The organism is Pseudomonas sp. SLFW (assembly GCF_009905615.1).
Taxonomy (GTDB): domain Bacteria; phylum Pseudomonadota; class Gammaproteobacteria; order Pseudomonadales; family Pseudomonadaceae; genus Aquipseudomonas; species Aquipseudomonas bambusae.
In genome coordinates, this window is the sequence record NZ_JAAAKW010000018.1 from 76,985 (window position 1) to 94,537 (window position 17,553).

The 17,553-nt window shown below is 62.2% G+C and carries 21 protein-coding genes; 9 read left to right on the top strand and 12 right to left on the bottom strand.

Annotated features, from left to right (window positions below; genetic code table 11):
- Window positions 1-2: 2 nt before the first annotated feature.
- The 10 genes from GVN17_RS24295 to GVN17_RS24340 form a co-directional block, all read right to left on the bottom strand.
- The gene (locus GVN17_RS24295; RefSeq protein WP_166597816.1) at window positions 3-983 is read right to left on the bottom strand and encodes a GlxA family transcriptional regulator; all 981 of its coding nucleotides are present in this window, start codon (window positions 981-983) and stop codon (window positions 3-5) included.
- Window positions 984-1,170: 187 nt separating this feature from the next.
- Window positions 1,171-1,914: a CbtA family protein gene (locus tag GVN17_RS24300; protein WP_166597817.1), complete on the bottom strand. Its 744-nt coding sequence runs from the start codon at window positions 1,912-1,914 to the stop codon at window positions 1,171-1,173.
- A 21-nt stretch (window positions 1,915-1,935) separates the two neighbouring features.
- Window positions 1,936-2,115: a CbtB domain-containing protein gene (locus GVN17_RS24305; RefSeq protein ID WP_166597838.1), complete on the bottom strand. Its 180-nt coding sequence runs from the start codon at window positions 2,113-2,115 to the stop codon at window positions 1,936-1,938.
- A gap of 11 nt (window positions 2,116-2,126) precedes the next feature.
- Window positions 2,127-2,489 (bottom strand): nitrile hydratase accessory protein, encoded by a 363-nt coding sequence (locus tag GVN17_RS24310; RefSeq protein WP_166597818.1) that lies wholly within the window; start codon window positions 2,487-2,489, stop codon window positions 2,127-2,129.
- Between the two features lie 10 nt (window positions 2,490-2,499).
- Window positions 2,500-3,123, bottom strand: a complete 624-nt coding sequence (nthA, locus tag GVN17_RS24315) for a nitrile hydratase subunit alpha (RefSeq protein WP_166597819.1) — start codon at window positions 3,121-3,123, stop codon at window positions 2,500-2,502.
- A gap of 38 nt (window positions 3,124-3,161) precedes the next feature.
- Window positions 3,162-3,905, bottom strand: coding sequence for a nitrile hydratase subunit beta (nthB, locus tag GVN17_RS24320; RefSeq protein ID WP_166597820.1), 744 nt, complete (start codon window positions 3,903-3,905; stop codon window positions 3,162-3,164).
- A gap of 34 nt (window positions 3,906-3,939) precedes the next feature.
- A complete protein-coding gene (locus GVN17_RS24325) occupies window positions 3,940-4,443 on the bottom strand; it encodes a DUF1097 domain-containing protein (RefSeq protein ID WP_166597821.1) in 504 nt (167 codons plus the stop codon).
- Window positions 4,444-4,517: 74 nt separating this feature from the next.
- Complete coding sequence (locus GVN17_RS24330) at window positions 4,518-5,492, bottom strand: GTP-binding protein (RefSeq protein WP_166597822.1); 975 nt, start codon at window positions 5,490-5,492, stop codon at window positions 4,518-4,520.
- Window positions 5,493-5,920: 428 nt separating this feature from the next.
- Window positions 5,921-6,919 (bottom strand): inositol 2-dehydrogenase, encoded by a 999-nt coding sequence (iolG, locus tag GVN17_RS24335; protein WP_166597823.1) that lies wholly within the window; start codon window positions 6,917-6,919, stop codon window positions 5,921-5,923.
- A 46-nt stretch (window positions 6,920-6,965) separates the two neighbouring features.
- Window positions 6,966-7,991 carry a LacI family DNA-binding transcriptional regulator gene (locus GVN17_RS24340; RefSeq protein ID WP_166597824.1) on the bottom strand — a complete coding sequence of 342 codons (1,026 nt, stop codon included), beginning with the start codon at window positions 7,989-7,991 and terminating at the stop codon, window positions 6,966-6,968.
- Window positions 7,992-8,154: 163 nt separating this feature from the next.
- On the opposite strand from GVN17_RS24340, the gene GVN17_RS24345 reads away from it, so the two are divergent.
- Window positions 8,155-9,012 carry an SDR family oxidoreductase gene (locus GVN17_RS24345; protein WP_166597825.1) on the top strand — a complete coding sequence of 286 codons (858 nt, stop codon included), beginning with the start codon at window positions 8,155-8,157 and terminating at the stop codon, window positions 9,010-9,012.
- Window positions 9,009-10,160 carry a phytanoyl-CoA dioxygenase family protein gene (locus tag GVN17_RS24350; protein ID WP_166597826.1) on the top strand — a complete coding sequence of 384 codons (1,152 nt, stop codon included), beginning with the start codon at window positions 9,009-9,011 and terminating at the stop codon, window positions 10,158-10,160. The genes GVN17_RS24345 and GVN17_RS24350 overlap by 4 nt, the downstream gene beginning before the upstream one ends.
- Before the next feature lie 270 nt (window positions 10,161-10,430).
- Here GVN17_RS24350 and GVN17_RS24355 read toward each other — a convergent pair whose 3' ends face one another.
- Window positions 10,431-11,474 carry a LacI family DNA-binding transcriptional regulator gene (locus GVN17_RS24355; RefSeq protein WP_166597827.1) on the bottom strand — a complete coding sequence of 348 codons (1,044 nt, stop codon included), beginning with the start codon at window positions 11,472-11,474 and terminating at the stop codon, window positions 10,431-10,433.
- 170 nt (window positions 11,475-11,644) lie between these two features.
- Here GVN17_RS24355 and GVN17_RS24360 point away from each other — a divergent pair, with 170 nt between their 5' ends.
- The 6 genes from GVN17_RS24360 to GVN17_RS24385 all read left to right on the top strand — a co-directional run bounded on the left by GVN17_RS24360 (window position 11,645) and on the right by GVN17_RS24385 (window position 16,821).
- On the top strand, window positions 11,645-12,742 hold the full coding sequence (locus GVN17_RS24360) for a fatty acid desaturase family protein (RefSeq protein ID WP_166597828.1): 1,098 nt from the start codon (window positions 11,645-11,647) through the stop codon (window positions 12,740-12,742).
- Window positions 12,743-12,781: 39 nt separating this feature from the next.
- Window positions 12,782-13,114 (top strand): MocE family 2Fe-2S type ferredoxin, encoded by a 333-nt coding sequence (locus GVN17_RS24365; RefSeq protein ID WP_166597829.1) that lies wholly within the window; start codon window positions 12,782-12,784, stop codon window positions 13,112-13,114.
- Entirely contained in the window at window positions 13,111-14,355 is a 1,245-nt protein-coding gene (locus tag GVN17_RS24370) for an NAD(P)/FAD-dependent oxidoreductase (RefSeq protein ID WP_166597830.1), read from the top strand. The genes GVN17_RS24365 and GVN17_RS24370 overlap by 4 nt, the downstream gene beginning before the upstream one ends.
- On the top strand, window positions 14,348-15,199 hold the full coding sequence (locus GVN17_RS24375; protein WP_166597839.1) for a sugar phosphate isomerase/epimerase: 852 nt from the start codon (window positions 14,348-14,350) through the stop codon (window positions 15,197-15,199). Before GVN17_RS24370 ends, GVN17_RS24375 begins: the two co-directional genes overlap by 8 nt.
- Window positions 15,200-15,265: 66 nt before the next feature.
- On the top strand, window positions 15,266-15,940 hold the full coding sequence (locus GVN17_RS24380) for a GntR family transcriptional regulator (RefSeq protein ID WP_166597831.1): 675 nt from the start codon (window positions 15,266-15,268) through the stop codon (window positions 15,938-15,940).
- Window positions 15,941-15,969: 29 nt separating this feature from the next.
- Window positions 15,970-16,821 carry a DUF1989 domain-containing protein gene (locus GVN17_RS24385; RefSeq protein ID WP_166597832.1) on the top strand — a complete coding sequence of 284 codons (852 nt, stop codon included), beginning with the start codon at window positions 15,970-15,972 and terminating at the stop codon, window positions 16,819-16,821.
- A 70-nt stretch (window positions 16,822-16,891) separates the two neighbouring features.
- Here the strand turns inward: GVN17_RS24385 and GVN17_RS24390 are convergent, their stop codons facing one another.
- Window positions 16,892-17,293 carry a hypothetical protein gene (locus GVN17_RS24390; protein WP_166597833.1) on the bottom strand — a complete coding sequence of 134 codons (402 nt, stop codon included), beginning with the start codon at window positions 17,291-17,293 and terminating at the stop codon, window positions 16,892-16,894.
- A 45-nt stretch (window positions 17,294-17,338) separates the two neighbouring features.
- Between GVN17_RS24390 and GVN17_RS29540 the strand changes: the two genes are divergently transcribed.
- On the top strand, window positions 17,339-17,553 hold a 215-nt coding region (locus tag GVN17_RS29540; RefSeq protein ID WP_218576389.1), incomplete at its 3' end, for a hypothetical protein.

Sequence of the window (17,553 nt, forward strand, 5' to 3'; positions counted from 1 at the left end):
CGCTACGAGGCGTTCATGGCTTCGGAGTGAAACCGCTGGCGATACTCCACCGGGCTGATGGCCAGCCGCTTGACGAACACCCGACGCAGGCTGTCGGCGTTGTCGAAGCCACAGCGACGGGAGATTTCCTTCATCGATTGTTCGGTGGTTTCGAGATAGCGGCGCACGGCGTCGATCCGTGCATCGGCGAGAAAGGCCATGGGCGGGGTGCCGGTTTCCTTGGTGAACAGTCGCGACAGATTGCGCGGGCTCATGTGCACCCGTTCGGCCAGGGAAGCCAGGCTGTGATCGATGTGCAAGTGCGCGAGCATGTAATCCTGAATCGCCTCGACCTGGGAATCGACGCCTCCCTGAATGTCGAGCAACGGGCTGAATTGCGATTGCCCACCGGCCCGACGCAAATACACCACCAGGTATTTGGCGACGTCGATGGCCATGCGTTTGCCGAAGTCTTCCTCGATCATCAATAGCGACAGGTCGATCCCCGCCGTGACACCCGCGGTGGTGTAGATCGTGCCGTCCTTGACGTGGATGTGGTCAGGGTCGACGTGGGCCGAAGGAAATAGCTCACTGAGGTGCGCCGCGTCCATCCAGTGGGTGGTGACCGACTTGCGGTCGATCAGGCCCGCCGCACCGAAAGCGAACACCCCGTTGCAGATCGCGGCCAGACGGCGGCAGCGTTTTTCCTGGACCTTGAGCCAGTCTCCGAGGGTCGAGTCTGCGTAGACATCGAAAATCCCCAGTCCGCCCGGAACGATGACCGTGTCGAAGTGCGGGCAGGGGTCAAAAATCGTTCGGTCCGGGATCACCGTCAGCCCGCTGGACGACAGCAACGGGCTGCGGGTGGTGCCGACGGTTAGCATTTCGTATTCACAAGCCCCTTCGCTCAAGACCTTGACCTGAGCGAAGGCGTCTTTGGGACCGGCGATGTCCAGCAGTTGAAAGCCGGGGAACAGCACCATACCCACGCTGATTTTGCGCATAGGGTTTCCTTTGAAGATTGAGATCGCCTGTCGCGGCCCGGAGGGTCGGCATTTTCACGGTCGCCTGTAGCAGCCCGGCTTGCCGGCGGTGGCGTTCTGAAGATCGCTACCGCTGGCAAGCCGGACTGCTAAAGGACGGGGATCGGCCACACCATCGAGGCTTTACATGATGCATGCAATTCCCGGGCTACCTCACGGCCGCTACGGCACTCATGTCTTCCGCGCCCGGTACTTGCCGCTGGAACCACCACCCGCTGAGCCCGCCCAGCGCCATCCAGAACACACCGTTGACCAGCAAGGACGCCACGCGAAACTGCGCCTGCAGGTCATCCGGTGCCAGTGCATGGTGCTCGGCGGGTTGCGGTGCGCCGTAAAGATGCGGCGCCGCAATCAGCAACACCGCCACGAGTCGCCATGGCCAGTGTTTGCCAAAGACGATCAACGCCAGCCCGACGGCTGTGGCCAGCGCCGTCGCGCCCCACCAGTCCTGGCGTGAGGTCAGCTCGGCGGCCACGGTGCCCGGCAATTCCGGTGGCAATCCTGCCGCGGGAGCCAGACAGAACGTCGCATACCCCGCCAACCCCCAGAGCACGCCGTGCCAAGCCTTGGCCGGTTCACGCAGGTTGTACAGCGCGCTGAGCAGCAGGGCGAAGCCAATCGCGACCACCAGATCACCCCCGAACGTGGACAGCGTGCGCTGCCAGCCGTCCTCCGGTGTCCAGGCCTCGGCATCGTGCTCGTGCGCATGGGCAGCGGCGCCGTGGTCGTGAGCCGCCAACTGTTCATGGGCTTGCTCATGAACCGATTCGGCGTTTTCGTAGACTTCGGCCTGCAAAATCAAGGGCGTGATCCACAGGCTTTGCAGCAGGGTCAGCAACAGCGCGGCGAGGGCGCCGGTGTAGCAGGCCGTGGTGAGGATGCGTTTGAACATGCGCGTGTGCTCCGCAATGGATCAGTGGCAGGGGAAACCCGAGCTGTGGCGGGTGTCGTGGGCGGCGTTGTGGACCAGGTCCAGGTGCGAAAACCCGGCGAAGTACACCAGCGACAGGCCCATCAGGATCGAACCGAAGGTGACCAGCAGGCGATGGCTGCGTGTGGCGGACGGGGCATGCGTCAGGGCGGTGCTGCTCATTGGGTTGCTGCTCATGGGGCAGTCCTCGTTTCAGTGTTGTCGGTTTTGAGTGTGTTCAAACGGCTGTACAGCTCATCGGTGTCCAGCAGCGAATGCGCTTGCAACACCTTGATCAGGGCTTCCAGATAGCGCTCGTAGTAATCCCACGGGGGCTGGTGGTCACAGGGCAATTGCTCCCACGTCGAGATCGAGCCAATCAGTTGCTGGCGGAAGGCTTCCCACTCGAAATGACCGGCCTTGGACAATGCCAGCGCTAGCCCGTACAGGCTGCGCTGCCATTCCTGGGTGAACTGCAACCGGCCTTGTGCTCGGGGTGGCGAGTCCTTGTGGCCGAGCATGCTGTTGGCGGCGAACTCTTCGAAACGCGTAAACATGGCGGCCTCCTCAGGCGGCGGGCAATTCCACCAGGGCCACGCCCATCATGGCTTCCGGTGTCACCAGCGCGGCCAGTTGTGCTTCGCTCAGGTGATCGGAGTTCGCCGGGCGCTCGGGCACCACGAACCAGCGGATCTGCGCGCTGCTGTCCCAGACTTCGACGTGGGTGTCTGCGCTCACCGGCACGCCGAATTCGCGCAGCACGGCGCGGGGTTCGCGCACGCCTCGGGCCCGAAACACAGGGTCTTTGTACCAGTAGGGTGGCAGGCCGAGGATCGGCCACGGGTAGCAGGAACACAGGGTGCAGATGATCAGGTTGTGCACGCCGGGGCCATTGGCAACGGCCAGCATGTGCTCGCCCTCGGCGCCGTCCATGCCCTGGGCCAGGTTCAGCTCGGCGATGGCGGCGGGCGTGTCGGCCAGCAGGCGTGCCTTGTACTCAGGGTCAACCCAGGCGCGGGCGACGATTTTCGCGCCGTTGAAGGGGCCTGCGACGGTTTCGAAGTGGGCCAGAACCGCGTCCACCGAGTCGCTGCCAATCACGCCTTTTTCAATCAGCAAGGCTTCGAGTGCCCGGACCTTGGCCGCGCTTTCGGCTTCCCGTTGTTGTTCATAGTCGAAGAGTTGGCTCATGGAAATGCTCCGCAATGGGTTCGTCAAACGTGTGGGGTTCAGCGCGTGGGCTGCAAATAGGCTTCGAACAGGTCCGCATAAATCGTCGTGTTGGGCTCGCTTTTATCGACGCCCCACAGGTCAGCGGCGTCGAACGCCACCCGGTACACCGGCATCGGCTCGCCAATCCCGTCGGGCCCGGTATTGACGAAATAGGCGAACGCCCCCGCATACACCTCAACGATTTTTCCCGGTTTGTTGCGCAGGTAGCCGGGCAGGCGGGTGTGGTCCACGGCCACCGGGTCAGCGATGGTCACGACATCACCCTCGCCGAACAGCGGTGCGGCGTCGTAGGGCCGGAGCCCCGAGTCGCCTTGCTCCAGGTAGCGCACGATCTGCTCGCGGATCGCGGCATTGGGCTTGTCCGGCAGCGGTGCATCGGGCTGCTTGCGGTAGTGATCGGCGCGGTCCTTGAGCTCGTCACTGTGGATGTAGCCCGCGTTGACGAAAAAGCCGGAGATCCCGCCCAGCCATTTCTCGTAGTAGCGGAACTTGAAGTATTCGAAGGGTTGCATGCCTTCGGCGCCGGTGCGCAACGAGGCCCAGGTCCAGTCGCTCTTGAAGGCCGTGGGCAGGGTGTCCATCGGGTAGTTCGGCAGGGCGTCTTTCAGGTGGGCGCTCTCGGCCATCATCGCGGTGTGGATGCCGAAGATGCGCTTCTCCCATTCCTGCACGAACACTTGTTTTTCGAAGTCCACCGGGCCAAGGTTTTCGAGGCCGCCGAGGTAGTGTTGTAGTTTCATCGAACGCACCAGTGTGAAGTTCAAGGGGTCGCAATCAAGCCAGTTGCGGGCTGGGTTTGCTCGTCAACGCATCGCCGAGGCGTTCGGAGACGTAGCCAAAGACCGCACCGGTGACCAACGCGACGGCGGCGATCAGGGCCGGGTTTTCCAGACCGGGCGTCGTCATCGGTTTGCCGCCGACCGCCGTGGTCCCCACTGTCGAGGCGAAGCCCCAGACGATGGCGGGCAGAATGCTCAGCAACGGCACCTTGGAGGCCTGAACCATCAGGGCACTGCCAGCCCCCACCAGCACGGCGATGATGATGGGCGCTTCACTGACAGTGGCGATCCCCAGTAACACCAGGGAACTGATCACCAGCCCAGTGAGGTTCGACGCGACACTGCGCACGAATCCGGCACTGCCACCGCCGACCACGAAAAACGAGGCCCAGGCGATGAAGGTGACCCAGACCGGGACCGGCAAGACGGTGGCCGTGACGTAGGTGTCCAGTACGGCGAGCAGGCCGATGCTGACGGTGTAGGCTTCTTTCTGTTTCATGAGGTCATTTCCTGTCGTGGGTGGGGTGTGGTGTTGGGCAGGGTGAAGCTCAAGGTTGAAAGTCCGCGTCGTGCTCAGGCCGCCTGCAGGCAGTCGAGAAAGCCCTGACGCAGCTGTTCGCTGTCCAGATCGCGGCCAATGAACACGAAACGGTTGTCGCGGGATTCGTCGTCGGCCCAGCGGCGGCCGGGCATGGCCTCCAGCAGCATGTGCACGCTGTGGAAATGAAAGCGCCGGGCTTCGCTCGTGAAATTCAACAGGCCCTTCATGCGCATCAGCCGTTGGCCCTGATCGTTGACCAGCTGGTTGATCCAGCGGTTGAACCGGTCCGGGTCCAGTGTCCCGGATGTGACCACCGAGCAGGACGAGATCGACGCGTCGTGCTCGTGGTCATGGCCTTCTTCTTCAAGAATGTCCGGCTCGATCATCAGCAGGTTTGGCAGCGAGAACCGTTTTGTGCCGAGCAACGTTTCCACTGCGACCCGGGAATGGTTGGTCGGCAGCAGGCTGGCGGTCTGGTTGAGCTGGCGCACCTGACGGGCGATGTCGGCCAGTGCGGTGTGGCTGACCAGCGCGGTCTTGTTGAGGATCAGCGTGTCGGCGAAGGCGATCTGTTCCCGCACGATTTCGTCGTTCAGTTGATCCTGGAGATGCACCGCGTCGACCACGGTGATCACCGATTCAAGCTCGACCTGAGTGCGCAGGTCGGGGTCGGCGAGGAAGGTTTGCAGCACCGGGGCCGGGTCGGCCAGGCCTGAGGTTTCGACGATCAGCCGGTCAAGACGGTGGCCGGCCAGGTTGAGCATTTCCTTGACGCTGGCCACCAGGTCCGCTCGCACAGTGCAGCATACGCAGCCGTTGTTGATCTCGATCAGGGCTTCCTGTTCGGCGACGATCAACTGGCCGTCGATGCCGACTTCGCCGAACTCATTGACCACGACGCCGATACGCTCATGCCGGTTCTCACTCAACAGGTGATTGACCAGCGTGGTCTTGCCCGCACCGAGAAAACCGGAAATGACCGTGACGGGGATTTTGCCGTTTGCCATGAGTACGCACCCTTGTCGCTGTGATGGGGCGCTGCCGAAGTGGGCAGCTTTCCTCATGACAGGTGCGATTATCAGTCCGCTTTGCGTCGGCTGTCCGGGGTGGACAGGCTGTTGTCACGTTTGGTCAGGTTCCGTGGCGTGATCGGTCTGCAAGGTCAAAAAAGGACAGGGGCGGGTTGGGGTGGCAGGTTTTCCGAGAGGGGGATTGAACAGAAAGGATGCACTGTCGTGGAGCGTGATGCACAGGTTCTGGACTGTAGGAGCGAATGAATTCGCGCCTACAGGTGATTCCGCGTCTGGCTTTCGTTTCGTGGCGCCGATGACCCCTCTGTGGGAGCGAATTTATTCGCGAATCTCGGTCAAGCGATGAAGACGTGTCGCCTGCACTGGCCTCTCGCGCATGAATTGACTGCCACAGGAGCTCGGTATCAACCCTCGACCTTCACCGCCCGCCCGGTCTTGATCGATTCCAGCGCGCAATTCGCCAAATGCAGTGCCTTCAACCCGTCCCGTGCGTGGGTCGGCAGCGGTTCGTTGGCGCGGACGGCGGCGATGAACTGGTTCAGTTCGATGCGGTAGGAATCGGCGTAGCGTTCGAGGAAGAAGTTCTCCAGCGGTTCGCGCACTTCGGTCTGGCTGGCGCTGTAGGTGCGCACGGTGGTGGGGCGGTGGTTGTCGTTGAGGACCATGCCTTTCGAGCCAAACACTTCAAGCCGTTGATCGTAGCCGTAGACCGCTTCGCGGCAGCAGTTGATGTGGCATTGCTTGCCGGATGCGGTACGCAGCAGGACCATCACGCTGTCGTAGTCGTCCAGTTGGGCGAGGGCAGGTTCGACCAGGCGGCTGGCGATGGCAAACACCTCGACCGGTTCTTCACCGAGCAACGTGCGCGCGGTGTCGAAGTCGTGAATGGTCATGTCGCGGAAAATGCCGCCGGAGTGCTTGAGGTTGTCCAGCGACGCCAGGCCGGGGTCGCGGCTGGTGATCACCACCTGGCGCACCTCACCGATGTCGCCCTGGGCAATGGCTTTGCGCATCTGCAGGGTGTCGGGGTCGAAGCGGCGGTTGAAGCCGAGCATGACCTTGCCGTTCTGACGCTCGACGTCTTCCACGGCTTTGGCGGCCTTGGCGTAGTCCAGGTCGATGGGTTTTTCGCAGAGCACCGGTTTGCCTGCTTTCACCGCCCGCAGCATGTAGTCAATGTGGGTGTCAGTGTGGGTGCCGATCACCACGGCGTCGACGTCGTCCCGCTCGATGGCCTCGGCGCAATCGTAGGCCGCCGCGCAGCCCAGTTTGGCCGCCAGCTTGTCGACGCCTTCGCGCCAGGGGTCGGCGATCACCGACAGTTGCACATCGGGGTTGGCCGCGACGTTGGCGGCGTGGATGTTGGCGATGCGGCCTGCGCCGAGGACTGCGATGCGTAGCATGGGGTGGATCTCCTTGGATTGTTGTTGTCGGGACGATCGGGTGAATTCAGTGGGTCAGGTTGAACGGCGTGACGATCTGCACCGGCGAGGCAGGGATCGGGTCGACCTTCCACAACCGGTGAAATTGCAGGATGTGCTGGAACGCGTGGCGGGCGTCGATTTGGAGGTTGTGGTCGATGATCGCGGCGATTTTTTCTTCGGCCAGCAACTGTCGGTTTTCCTGATCGAGGTCGTGGCCGATGAACACCGTCAAGGGCCGGTTCTGAGCCGCGAACGCATCGACAATGGCGCGGTTGCCGCCGCCGACGCTGTACACGGCCTTGATCGACGGATTCGCCTGCAACGCCTGGCTGACCCGAGCCAGTGTGGGTTCGTAGACCCCGAAACCGCCGGTGATGTCGACCACCCGCAAATGCGGCGCGCGGCTGCGCAGCCAGGTGCGGAAGCCCATCTCACGCTCTTCTTCTCCTCGGAACAGCTCGCTGCTGATGACCACCGCGACGTCCTGCGCCGCATCGTCCAGCCAGCGCGACATCAGGTACGCCGCCGTTTGCCCGGCGGTGCGGTTGTCCATGCCGATGTAGCCAATGCGCTCGCTTTGCGGCAGGTCGGACACCAGCGTCACCACGGGAATGCCAGCGGCCGTCACCTGGTTCACGGCGTCGTTGATCTGGGGTTCGTCGGCGGCCTTGAGGATCACGCCCTGACTGCCTTTGCTGATGCAGCGCAGGATCACATCGGTCATCAACGCCGTGTCGATCTCTTGATACAGATGAAAACGGGGAAAGATGCGAAAGGGCGCGAGGTTGCCCAATTGCGCATGAATGGCCTCCTGCACCGCGTCACTGAAGCGCTTGGGGGTGTGCAAGATGATGTCGATGTGAAAGGTGCGGCCGACTGCGGGACCGGACTTTTCCTGGGCTTCGAGTTCTTCGAGGGCCTGCTGGATGCGACGGTTGGTCTGGTAATGCACGCTGCCTCGCTCATGCAACACGCGGTCGACCGTGGCTTTGCTGACCCCCGCCTGGGCGGCGATCTGCTTGATGGAGAAACGTCTGGCGCGGTCGAGCATGGAATCTCCTGAGCCTCTGTTGAGGTCTTGTTGAGGTCGATTCGGGCCTGTATGAGGTGAACGCAATGCTAGTCTCAGTTCCATTCGTTGTACAGATGGAATTTAAATTCTATTGGCAACGATTCATCCGCAGCCAAAAACAACAAATGCAGGAGAGAAGCGCATGTCAGCATTGGATCTGTCCACGTCGTTCGCGGGCCGCTATTTCGTCGTCACCGGCAGCACACAAGGCCTGGGCGCCGCCGTGGCCCGCACCTTGGCGGAACGGGGCGCCGCCGGTTTGATCATCTGTGGGCGCAGCCGGGATAAAGGCGAGCAGCAGGTTCGCCAATTGGCCGAGCTGGATTGCCAGGCGTTCTTCGTCGAAGCCGACATGGAGGACGTCGAGGATTGCCGTCGGGTGGTGGCCGCCGCCAAGGAACACTTCGGCACCGTGCACGGGCTGGTCAATTGCGCGGGCATGTCGGACCGGGGCAGCATCCTCGACACCTCGCCCGAGCTGTTCGACCGGATCTTCGCGGTCAACGTCAAAGCGCCGTTTTTTCTCATGCAGGAATGCATCAAGCTGATGATCGCCAATCAGGTTGAAGGCTCGATTGTCAGCATTCTCAGCGTCTCCGGCCACGGCGGGCAGTCGTTCCTCACCGCGTATGCCGCGTCCAAAGGCGCCTTGGCGATCCTCACCAAGAACGTCGCGTTCAGCACCTTGCGCAACCGCATTCGGGTCAACGGTCTGAACATCGGCTGGATGGACACCCCTCACGAAGACCAGATTCAGCGGCAGTACCACGGCGCCGAAGACGGCTGGCTGGAGCGCGCCGAAGCCCAATCGCCGTTTGGCCGCCTGCTGAAACCCCAGGAAGTGGCGAACAGCGTTGCCTACCTGCTTTCCGATCAGTCGGGCATGACCACCGGCTCGGTGATTGACATGGAGCAGGGCATCATCGGCTGTGGCGACGGCTCGACCCCGCGCCCCGACGCACCGCTGACGCTGGACGGGGTCAATGGAGCCGGGCAATGAACCTGTTTGCCCAACCGGCTGACATCGACGTTCGCGCGTTTGCCGTGCTGTGCGACCAGTCGGTGCGCGTCGCCGATTACCCCCATGCGCAAGAGGTCGTGAGCCGGGTGGTGATCTACCGGGCCGACACCCTGCGCGACGCCGAGCAGCGGGACCGTCGGGCCTTGATGAGCGAGTTGCATCACCTGTTCCGCGACGGGCCGGGGGTGATGGTGGTGCGAGGGGCCTACATGGATCCGGCCGTTGTCGACCGGCACAGCGATGTGTTCCGGCAGATCATTGCCGACGAGTCCGCCCACGTAGTGCGCGCTGATCACTTCGCCAAGGCGGGGGCCAATCAGCGGATCTGGAATTCGCTGCAAAAGGCGGCCGAGCATTCCCCGGAGTCGTTCATCGAGTATTACGCCAACCCGCTGCTGGGGCTGATCTCGGAGGCGTGGCTGGGGCCGTATTTTCAAGCCACGGCGCAGGTCAATGTGGTGACGCCGGGCGGTCAGGCGCAACAACCCCATCGCGATTACCACCTGGGTTTCCAGAGCGACGAGGTGGTGTCGCGGTTCCCGCTGCCGCTGCACCGGTTGTCGCAGAACCTCACGCTGCAAGGGGCCGTGGCCCACACCGACATGCCCCTGGAATCCGGGCCGACGCTGTTGCTGCCGTTCTCGCAGCAGTACGAATTGGGTTATCTGGCGTGGCGCGATCAGGGCTTCATCGATTACTTCGCGCAGCACGCCATTCAGTTGCCGTTGAACAAGGGCGACCTGCTGTTCTTCAACCCGGCGCTGTTCCACGCGGCGGGGACCAATCGCACGACGGACCAGTACCGCATGGCGAACCTGCTGCAAATATCGTCGGCGTTTGGCAAGCCGATGGAAACCGTCAACCGCGAGAAGATGGTCCTGGCCCTCTATCCGTCGCTGTTGAAGCGGGTGGAGCAGGGGGAACTGGACGAGACGGGCATGCAGGCGGTGATCGCGATGAGCGCGGACGGGTACGCATTCCCCACCAACCTCGACACCGACCCACCGCTGCATGGCATGGCGCCGCAGACCGGGCAGCAGTTGCTGGAACTGGCGTTGCGGGAGCGGTGGGCGGTGGAGCGGTTTGTGGACGCGGTGGGCGTGATGCGGGAGAAGCGGTTGGCGTGAAGAACGGTGGAGTCAGACCCGGACTCAGACTGTGGGAGCGAATTCATTCGCGAAGGTGGGTCAGGCAACACAACTCTATCGACCGAACGGGCCTCTCGCGAATAAATTCGCTCCCACAGTAGAGATCGAGTCAGGCCAAGTTTCTGCGGCGCCAATGGACCTCTGTGGGAGCGAATTTATTCGCGAAAGATCGAGCAGGCGATGCAACGGTGTCGCCTGAAATGCCATCGCGAATCCATCGCTCCTACAGGTTTGAATCTGTGCAAGGCGTCAGATGTTTTCCGGCGTCACAATCTGCAACGGCACCAGCACCCGGTGGCGTTGCGGGTCGATGGTGTCGGCCTTGGGCAATTGCACCATCACCTCGATCAGCGCTTGGGCGATGAGCCTGGGTTGGGAGTCGATCACCAGCGTCACCAGTCCCTTGCGCATCGCCGGGCGGGATTCGACTGTGGGTTCTTGCAGAATCACGCACAACTCGGGCCGATGAGGCGTCGCCGCCAAGGCACTGATCACGCCCTCAACGCCTCCGCCCGCCACGTACAGCCCTCGCAAATCCGGATGGCGCGCCAACAGTTCCAGCGTGGCCTCTTCCGTGATCGCGCCGTTGTCGAGGGTGATGATCGCCGGCAGTACGCGAAACTGCGGGGCCTTTTCTTCGAAAAAACTGCGCACCCCGGCTTCCCGCTGTTCATGCCCGAGAAATCGATGCCCGCCGAGCATCACCGCCACGGAACCGCCGTCTTTCGGCGAGCCATGGGCAATCAACCAGCCCGCCGTACGGCCCACTTCAAGGTTATCGGTGCCGACGTAAGCGCCGGGCGTGATCGTCGGCAAATCGGTCAACAGCGACACGACATGCACCCCTTGCTGACGCACCTGTTCGATGGCGTTGATGATCAACGGGTGGTCGAAGCTGACCAGCGCCAGGCAGTCACACAGCGCGGCCAACCGATGAATCTGCCCGACGATGGACGACGGCGTGCGGTCATGGATCAGCTCGATGTGGCAGACGATATTGGCGACCTGAGAGTCCCGCGCCTGTTCGACGATGGCATCGCTCAAGGTCTTGTAAAAGGTCTGCGAGGTGCCCAGCAGCAGAATGCCGAAGTGATACGCCGGCTTCTTTTCGTTGATCCGCTCGCCGATCAATCGCGCTGCAAAATAGCCCACGGCTTCGGCGGCCTCTTGCACTTTTTGCGCGGTCTCCGGGTTCACCGGCGCGCGAGCATTCAACACACGGTCAACTGTCGCGACACTCAAGTTGGCGTAGTGGGCGACGGTGGCAATGGTCGGGCGTTTTTTATGATTCATACAGCCTCAAAAAGACGGCTTGATAGAAAACTATCAAGCGCTAACAGGGTTGGATGATAGCTTGAGAGAGAATACTTTCAAGCGCTTGTCGCGCCCTTCTGGATCTCTATAGTTTGAATCAGCCACGTCATTAAACGGCACGCTATTTCACACTTCGGAGAACAATAACAATGTCGCAGATTCCCTACGATCCTGAACGCGGGAAGGATTACAGCATCACCGGCGAACAGGCGCGGCGGGCGGAAGAAGCCGGTCTGGTTTCGGCCGTCTGGTATCAATGCCCGGTGCCGCGCAAACGCATGAAAGAGCTGATGCAACGCCATGACCACCGCGCCCTTCGCGACACGGCCATCTGGCTCGGAGCGATGGTGCTCAGCGGCTGGGGCGGGTATGTGTTCTGGGGCAGCGCGGCCTGCGTGCCGTTCTTCCTGGTCTACGGCCTGCTGTACGGCACCGCCGCCAACTCCCGCTGGCATGAGGCTGGCCATGGCACAGCGTTCAAGACCCGCTGGATGAACGACGTGGTCTATCAGATCGCCTGCTTCATGGTCATGTACGAACCGCAGGTCTGGCGCTGGAGCCACGCCCGCCACCACACCGACACCATCATCGTCGGTCGCGACCCCGAGATCGTCGAGCCCCGTCCGCCGCGCCTGAACATGATCGTGCTCAAGCTGTTCTCGCTGCCCCACGTCTACAACGCGTTCAAGTCGCTGTTCCTCCACGCGAGTGGGCAGATGAGCGCGGAAGAAAAAGTGTTCGTGCCCGAGTCGGAATTCCCCAAGGTTTATCGCACGGCGCGCGTCTGGCTGGTGTTGCACGGGATCGTCATCGCCTCGGCGCTGTACCTCAATTCCTGGCTGCCGCTGATGTTCGTGCTGTTGCCAACGATGTACGGCGGCTGGCTGAGTTATGTGTTTGGCCTGACCCAGCACGTGGGCTTGGCGGAAGATGAACTCGACCACCGCAAGAATTGCCGCACCATTTATATGAACCCCGTGTTCCGGTTCTTTTATTCGGACATGAATTACCACTTGGAACATCACATGTTTCCCATGGTGCCTTATCACGCCCTGGCGCAACTTCATGAAGAAATAAAAGACGATTGCCCGCCGCCGTACAACAGCCTGTTCGAGGCGTACCAGGAAATCATTCCGACGTTGCTGAAACAGCGCAAAGACCCTTCTTTCTATATCAAGCGCCCGGTTCGCGAGCCTGCGCCTGAAGCGGCAACAGCGTCCGAAAATCCGGAATCGGCGTACAGCTGACCATCACCCTCCTTTTCACAAGAACAAGAGAGCACTGCCATGAGCAATCAATGGGTAGAGGTTTGTCACGTCGGTGACATCGATGAAGAGGATGTGATCCGCTTCGATCATCAACAGAAAACCTACGCGGTATACCGCTCCCACAACAGCCAATACTTCGCCACCGACGGCCTGTGCACCCACGAGAAGATTCATCTGGCGGACGGTCTGGTCATGGACTTCGTCATCGAATGCCCCAAGCACAACGGGCGTTTCGATTACCGCAGCGGCAAGGCACTGAACGCCCCGGCCTGCATCAACCTCAAGACCTACCCGGTCAAGGTCGAGGCCGGAAAAGTCTTGCTCGACCTCTTGGGGCAGGGCGAAGCATGAACGCGTCCGAGACGATGGTGATCGTCGGCGCCGGTCACGCGGGTGGGCGGGCGGCGCTGACCCTTCGCGAAGCCGGTTTCACGGGGCGCATCGTGCTGATCGGCGATGAGCCGCACTTGCCCTACGAGCGGCCGCCGCTGTCGAAAGCGCTGCTCAAGGGCGAGTCGGACCTGGCCGCGTGCAGCCTGTTCAGTGAGGCGAATTTCATCGCGTCGGGGATCGAGCATCTGAGTGGGGTGAAAGCGACGCACATCGACCCGGCTCGGCATGAGGCGGTGTTGGACAGCGGTGTGTCCGTGGGTTACAGCAAACTGCTGCTGGCCGTTGGCGGCACGTCCCGTAGCCTTGATCTGGGCGGTCGCTCGTTTGACAACATGCATTACCTGCGCACGTACGACGAAGCGGTCGAACTGGAAAAACACCTGACGCCCGGCACCCGGCTGGTCGTGGTGGGCGGCGGGTTCATCGGCCTTGAAGTGGCGGCCAGCGCTTGCGAGCGCGGCTGTGACGTAACGGTGCTAGAGGCCGGGACACGGCTGGCGGCTCGCGCACTCCCGGAGCGGACCTCCGAGGCGTTGTTGGCGTTGCACCGACGTGAGGGCGTGACCATACACCTCGGCGCGCGAATCAAACGTTTCATCGGGGAAACCCACGTGGAAGCAGTGCAGCTTGCCGATGGGACGTGTGTCCCGTGCGACCTATTGTTGGTGGGCATCGGGCTGCAACCGAATCTTGAGCTGGCGCGCCAGTCAGGACTGGAAACAGGCAGCGGCATTCGGGTAGATCGCTACCTGCGCACCAGCGCGCCGGACGTGTACGCGGCAGGGGATGCCTGCGAATTTCCCGGCATCGACGGCGGGTTTCAGCGTCAGGAAACCTGGCGCAATGCCGAGGCCCAAGGCCGCATCGCCGCGTTGAACATGCTGGGTCAGGAGCAGCCGTTCATTGGCGTGCCGGGGTTCTGGTCCGATCATTACGCGTTTGGCTTGCAGACCGTGGGCGTGCTGGCGGCAGACGCGCGGATCGTCCAACGAGAGGGAGGCGATGGCGGGTTTTTGCTGCTGTATCTGGATTCCCGATCCAGGCTGACGGGCGCCAGTGGTTGGGGGCTCGGCAACAGCATCGCCAAAGACATCAAGCTGTGCGAGCGGCTGATCGAAAGCGAGGTCGTGTTACCCGTCGACGCACTGGCCGATGCCGGAGTGTCACTGAAAGGATTGTTGCGGGGTGCCTATGCCTGAGCTGCCATTGACGCGTGAGTTCGTGGTCTTCCAGTCGATGTGGGCCATGCAGAACGAACAGGGCGTGCTGCCGTTGCCCCTTGAGCAGCAACTGACGAAGATTGCCGAAGCGGGTTTCGATGGCATCACTGATCACTTCTACGAGCCCGCCGCTGCACGGGAATTATCGCGGTTGGCGCGTAGCCTCGGGCTGCAGATCGAAGGCCAGTTGTTTCCGCAAACCGTCGACGGGTTGCAGCCTGGGTTGGACATCGCCAGCCAGTACGGTTGTCATCACCTGACGATTCAGGCCGACATTCGCCCGCGCACGCTGAAGGAGGCGGTCACGCTGATCGAAGGCTGGCAGCGTCTGGCGGAGCAGGTGGATTTCCCCGTGCTGATCGAAACCCACCGCTACCGCGTGACCAACGACCTGCATTTCACCCTCGACCTGCTTCGGGAATTGCCGGAGATGAAGCTGTTGGCGGACCTGTCCCATTACGTGGTGGGGCGCGAGATTCCGCTGCCACCGAGTGATGAGGATCAGCGTCAGATCGAAACCATCCTGCGGCGCAGTTGGGGCTTTCATGGCCGGGTCGCCAGTTGTGAGCAGGTGCAGGTGCCGATCAGTTTGCCCCAGCATCAGCCTTGGCTGTCGCTGTTCAGCGAGTGGTGGCGATTCGGGATTCACGACTGGCTTGCACGGCCGGAAGCGCAGGGGAGCCTGTCGTTTACCTGCGAATTGGGCCCGCCGCCGTATGGGATCACCGACCGGTTTGGGCGGGATATCACGGACCGGTGGGAAGAGTCGTTGCAGATGAAGGGTCTGGCTCACCGCCTCTGGCAAGACTGCGCGCCAATCTGACGTTCTGGCACGCCCTGTGCTGTCTTGATCGATACCGGGTTGTTGAACAATCCCGCTCGCTCAGGAATGCACGCTGTGTCCATCGCCAAAGAAAACGGGTTGTCCCTCGCCGATCAGGTCGCGCACGAACTGCGTGAAGACATCATCAACGGTCGTTTGCTGTCCGGCATGCCGCTGGTGGAAACAGAACTGGTCCGCCATTACAGCGCGTCTCGCAACACCGTGCGCGAAGCCTTGCACCTGTTGGGGCGGGAAGGGTTGACCACCTACATACGGCACAAGGGCGTGATCGTCCGTCGCCTGACCGTGGACGACGTGCGTGACCTCTTCAGCGTGCGCCGCACCCTGGAATCCCGCGCCATTCTGGCCGGCCGCGCGCTGGCTCATCCCCAGGCCGATCGCATGGCCAACGCCATCGACGCCGCCGAGCTGGCCTGCGGGCGCGAAGACTGGCGGGCGTTCGGCACCCACAGCCTGCGCTTTCATCAGCAGGTCGTCGGCCTCCTGGGCAGCCCGTCGTTCAACGAATTCTTCACCAACATCGTCGCCCAGATGCGCCTGGTGTTTTCCGCCGCCCTCGACGAAGCGAGCTTTCAGGCGCCGTGGCTGGCGCGCGACCGCCACCTCTATCAGCTGCTGCTCGACGACCTACGTCTTGAAGCCAACGAGGCCATGGACAGCTACCTCAACGATTCTGAACGCCAGGCGCTGACGCTGCTGGCCAGCGCTGCACACCCTTGAATCAAGCCACCTTTAACCAGGAGAGCCTCATGTACAAAGACTACCCAGCCGCGTATCAGGTCAGCAAAGGCTCGGCCTTGCAGGTCGACACGGCGTTCTACGAGCGCATTCGACAGGCGCAGGACCAGCGCACCCTGGTCGAGCAGTTTGAGGTGCCCATCCGCACCGGGCGGGCGTGGAACGTGAAGGCGGGGCAGGTGTTCCGCGTCACCGCACCGGTCGGCCCGCAGGTGGGCGATTTCAACGTGTGGAACGCCAACGACCCTCGCGAACGCCTTTGGGCCGCTCGGACCCGCCAACTGCAAGGCGCCCACGTCACCACCCATGATCGCCTGTGGTCGAACCTGCCATTCCTGCGTCCGCTGGTGACCATCACCGACGACAGCCTCGCGGCTTACGGCATCGACGAACACGGCGGCCGTCTGCACGATTTGCTCGGCACCCGCTGCGACCCCTACGTCAACAAAATGCTCACCGGCGAAGATTTTCACCACCACTGCCATTCCAACCTGACCCGCGCCGTGTTGCCTCACGGCCTGACCGAATTTGACGTCCACGATGTGCTGAACATCTTCCAATGCACGGGCCTGAACCAAGACGACATGTACTTCATGAAGGCCTGCCCGGCGCAGAAGGGGGACTACCTGGAATTCTTCGCCGAAATCGACCTGCTCTGCGCCTTGTCCACTTGCCCCGGCGGCGACCTGTCCCTGCCGATGTGGGGGCCTGAAGCACAAGACCCGCTCAGCGTCTGTCGACCGCTGGGGGTGGAAATCTACGACCTGACGCCTGAGCTGCTGCACGGTTGGGAGCAACCCAAACGCGCCGAGTACAACGGGCTGCATGGGTTGGGGATTGCCAAGGCGGCGTGGGAAAAGTAGCTACGCCTGATTGTCCTGGATGGGCCTGGAAAATTTTACAGCCCGCCGGGGCGGATCGAACGGGATGACCTCAAGCATCCCGCAACAAGTCATGGGCGTTGAGCAGGCTCCAGGCGATTTCAGGGCGTTTTTCCAGGCCGCGGCGGATGGCGGCGGGGATGGCGGCTCGGGTCTTGCGACAGAGGCCGGGGAGGTCGGCGATGTCGATGACGATGCCACGCATGCTGCGCACTTCGTTGAAACCGGGGGCGACGTCGAGGCGGATGCCGAGTTGCTCGTACAGGCGCCGCTGCATGTGCTCCAGGTCGGTGAGGCTGGCGATGTTTTCCAGCCGTTCGAGCAGGCGCTTTTCCTCGGACTTGGTCAGGCGGAGGATGCGTTGGTCTGCCCCGGCTGTCTCCAGCAGGCGTTCACGGTCGCAGATGCAGGCGCCAGGCGGGCAGGGTGAGCGGATCGGCAGTGTAGGGGTCATGGGTGCCGATCATAGCGAGGGGGATCGGGGATTTATAGGGCTTCGATGGACGGCCTCGTGATCGAGTCGCCGGACGGTCAGGCTGTGATCGGGGTCTCGTTGCGCAGCCATTGGTGCAGAAAAAACGAACGCTGGGGTGTCTCGGTCCTCGAACGTTCATACCCCTCGCGGTCATTCTGGAGAGACGACGATGATCAGTTCGCGCAAGACCTTGATGCCTTTGTTGTTTGTCGCGGCCGCCGTTGCATCGGGCGGTGTGG

What these genes read in the sequence shown, in the direction of transcription:
- GVN17_RS24365 (WP_166597829.1), top strand. Translation starts at nt 12,782, where the DNA reads ATGAGCAATCAATGGGTAGAGGTTTGTCACGTCGGTGACATCGATGAA.
- iolG (WP_166597823.1), bottom strand. Translation starts at nt 6,919, where the DNA reads ATGCTACGCATCGCAGTCCTCGGCGCAGGCCGCATCGCCAACATCCAC.
- GVN17_RS24340 (WP_166597824.1), bottom strand. Translation starts at nt 7,991, where the DNA reads ATGCTCGACCGCGCCAGACGTTTCTCCATCAAGCAGATCGCCGCCCAG.
- GVN17_RS24295 (WP_166597816.1), bottom strand. Translation starts at nt 983, where the DNA reads ATGCGCAAAATCAGCGTGGGTATGGTGCTGTTCCCCGGCTTTCAACTG.
- GVN17_RS24390 (WP_166597833.1), bottom strand. Translation starts at nt 17,293, where the DNA reads ATGACCCCTACACTGCCGATCCGCTCACCCTGCCCGCCTGGCGCCTGC.
- nthA (WP_166597819.1), bottom strand. Translation starts at nt 3,123, where the DNA reads ATGAGCCAACTCTTCGACTATGAACAACAACGGGAAGCCGAAAGCGCG.
- GVN17_RS24355 (WP_166597827.1), bottom strand. Translation starts at nt 11,474, where the DNA reads ATGAATCATAAAAAACGCCCGACCATTGCCACCGTCGCCCACTACGCC.
- GVN17_RS24345 (WP_166597825.1), top strand. Translation starts at nt 8,155, where the DNA reads ATGTCAGCATTGGATCTGTCCACGTCGTTCGCGGGCCGCTATTTCGTC.
- GVN17_RS24360 (WP_166597828.1), top strand. Translation starts at nt 11,645, where the DNA reads ATGTCGCAGATTCCCTACGATCCTGAACGCGGGAAGGATTACAGCATC.
- GVN17_RS24330 (WP_166597822.1), bottom strand. Translation starts at nt 5,492, where the DNA reads ATGGCAAACGGCAAAATCCCCGTCACGGTCATTTCCGGTTTTCTCGGT.
- GVN17_RS24385 (WP_166597832.1), top strand. Translation starts at nt 15,970, where the DNA reads ATGTACAAAGACTACCCAGCCGCGTATCAGGTCAGCAAAGGCTCGGCC.
- GVN17_RS24350 (WP_166597826.1), top strand. Translation starts at nt 9,009, where the DNA reads ATGAACCTGTTTGCCCAACCGGCTGACATCGACGTTCGCGCGTTTGCC.
- GVN17_RS24325 (WP_166597821.1), bottom strand. Translation starts at nt 4,443, where the DNA reads ATGAAACAGAAAGAAGCCTACACCGTCAGCATCGGCCTGCTCGCCGTA.
- GVN17_RS24300 (WP_166597817.1), bottom strand. Translation starts at nt 1,914, where the DNA reads ATGTTCAAACGCATCCTCACCACGGCCTGCTACACCGGCGCCCTCGCC.
- GVN17_RS24375 (WP_166597839.1), top strand. Translation starts at nt 14,348, where the DNA reads ATGCCTGAGCTGCCATTGACGCGTGAGTTCGTGGTCTTCCAGTCGATG.
- nthB (WP_166597820.1), bottom strand. Translation starts at nt 3,905, where the DNA reads ATGAAACTACAACACTACCTCGGCGGCCTCGAAAACCTTGGCCCGGTG.
- GVN17_RS24370 (WP_166597830.1), top strand. Translation starts at nt 13,111, where the DNA reads ATGAACGCGTCCGAGACGATGGTGATCGTCGGCGCCGGTCACGCGGGT.
- GVN17_RS24380 (WP_166597831.1), top strand. Translation starts at nt 15,266, where the DNA reads ATGCACGCTGTGTCCATCGCCAAAGAAAACGGGTTGTCCCTCGCCGAT.
- GVN17_RS24310 (WP_166597818.1), bottom strand. Translation starts at nt 2,489, where the DNA reads ATGTTTACGCGTTTCGAAGAGTTCGCCGCCAACAGCATGCTCGGCCAC.
- GVN17_RS24305 (WP_166597838.1), bottom strand. Translation starts at nt 2,115, where the DNA reads ATGAGCAGCACCGCCCTGACGCATGCCCCGTCCGCCACACGCAGCCAT.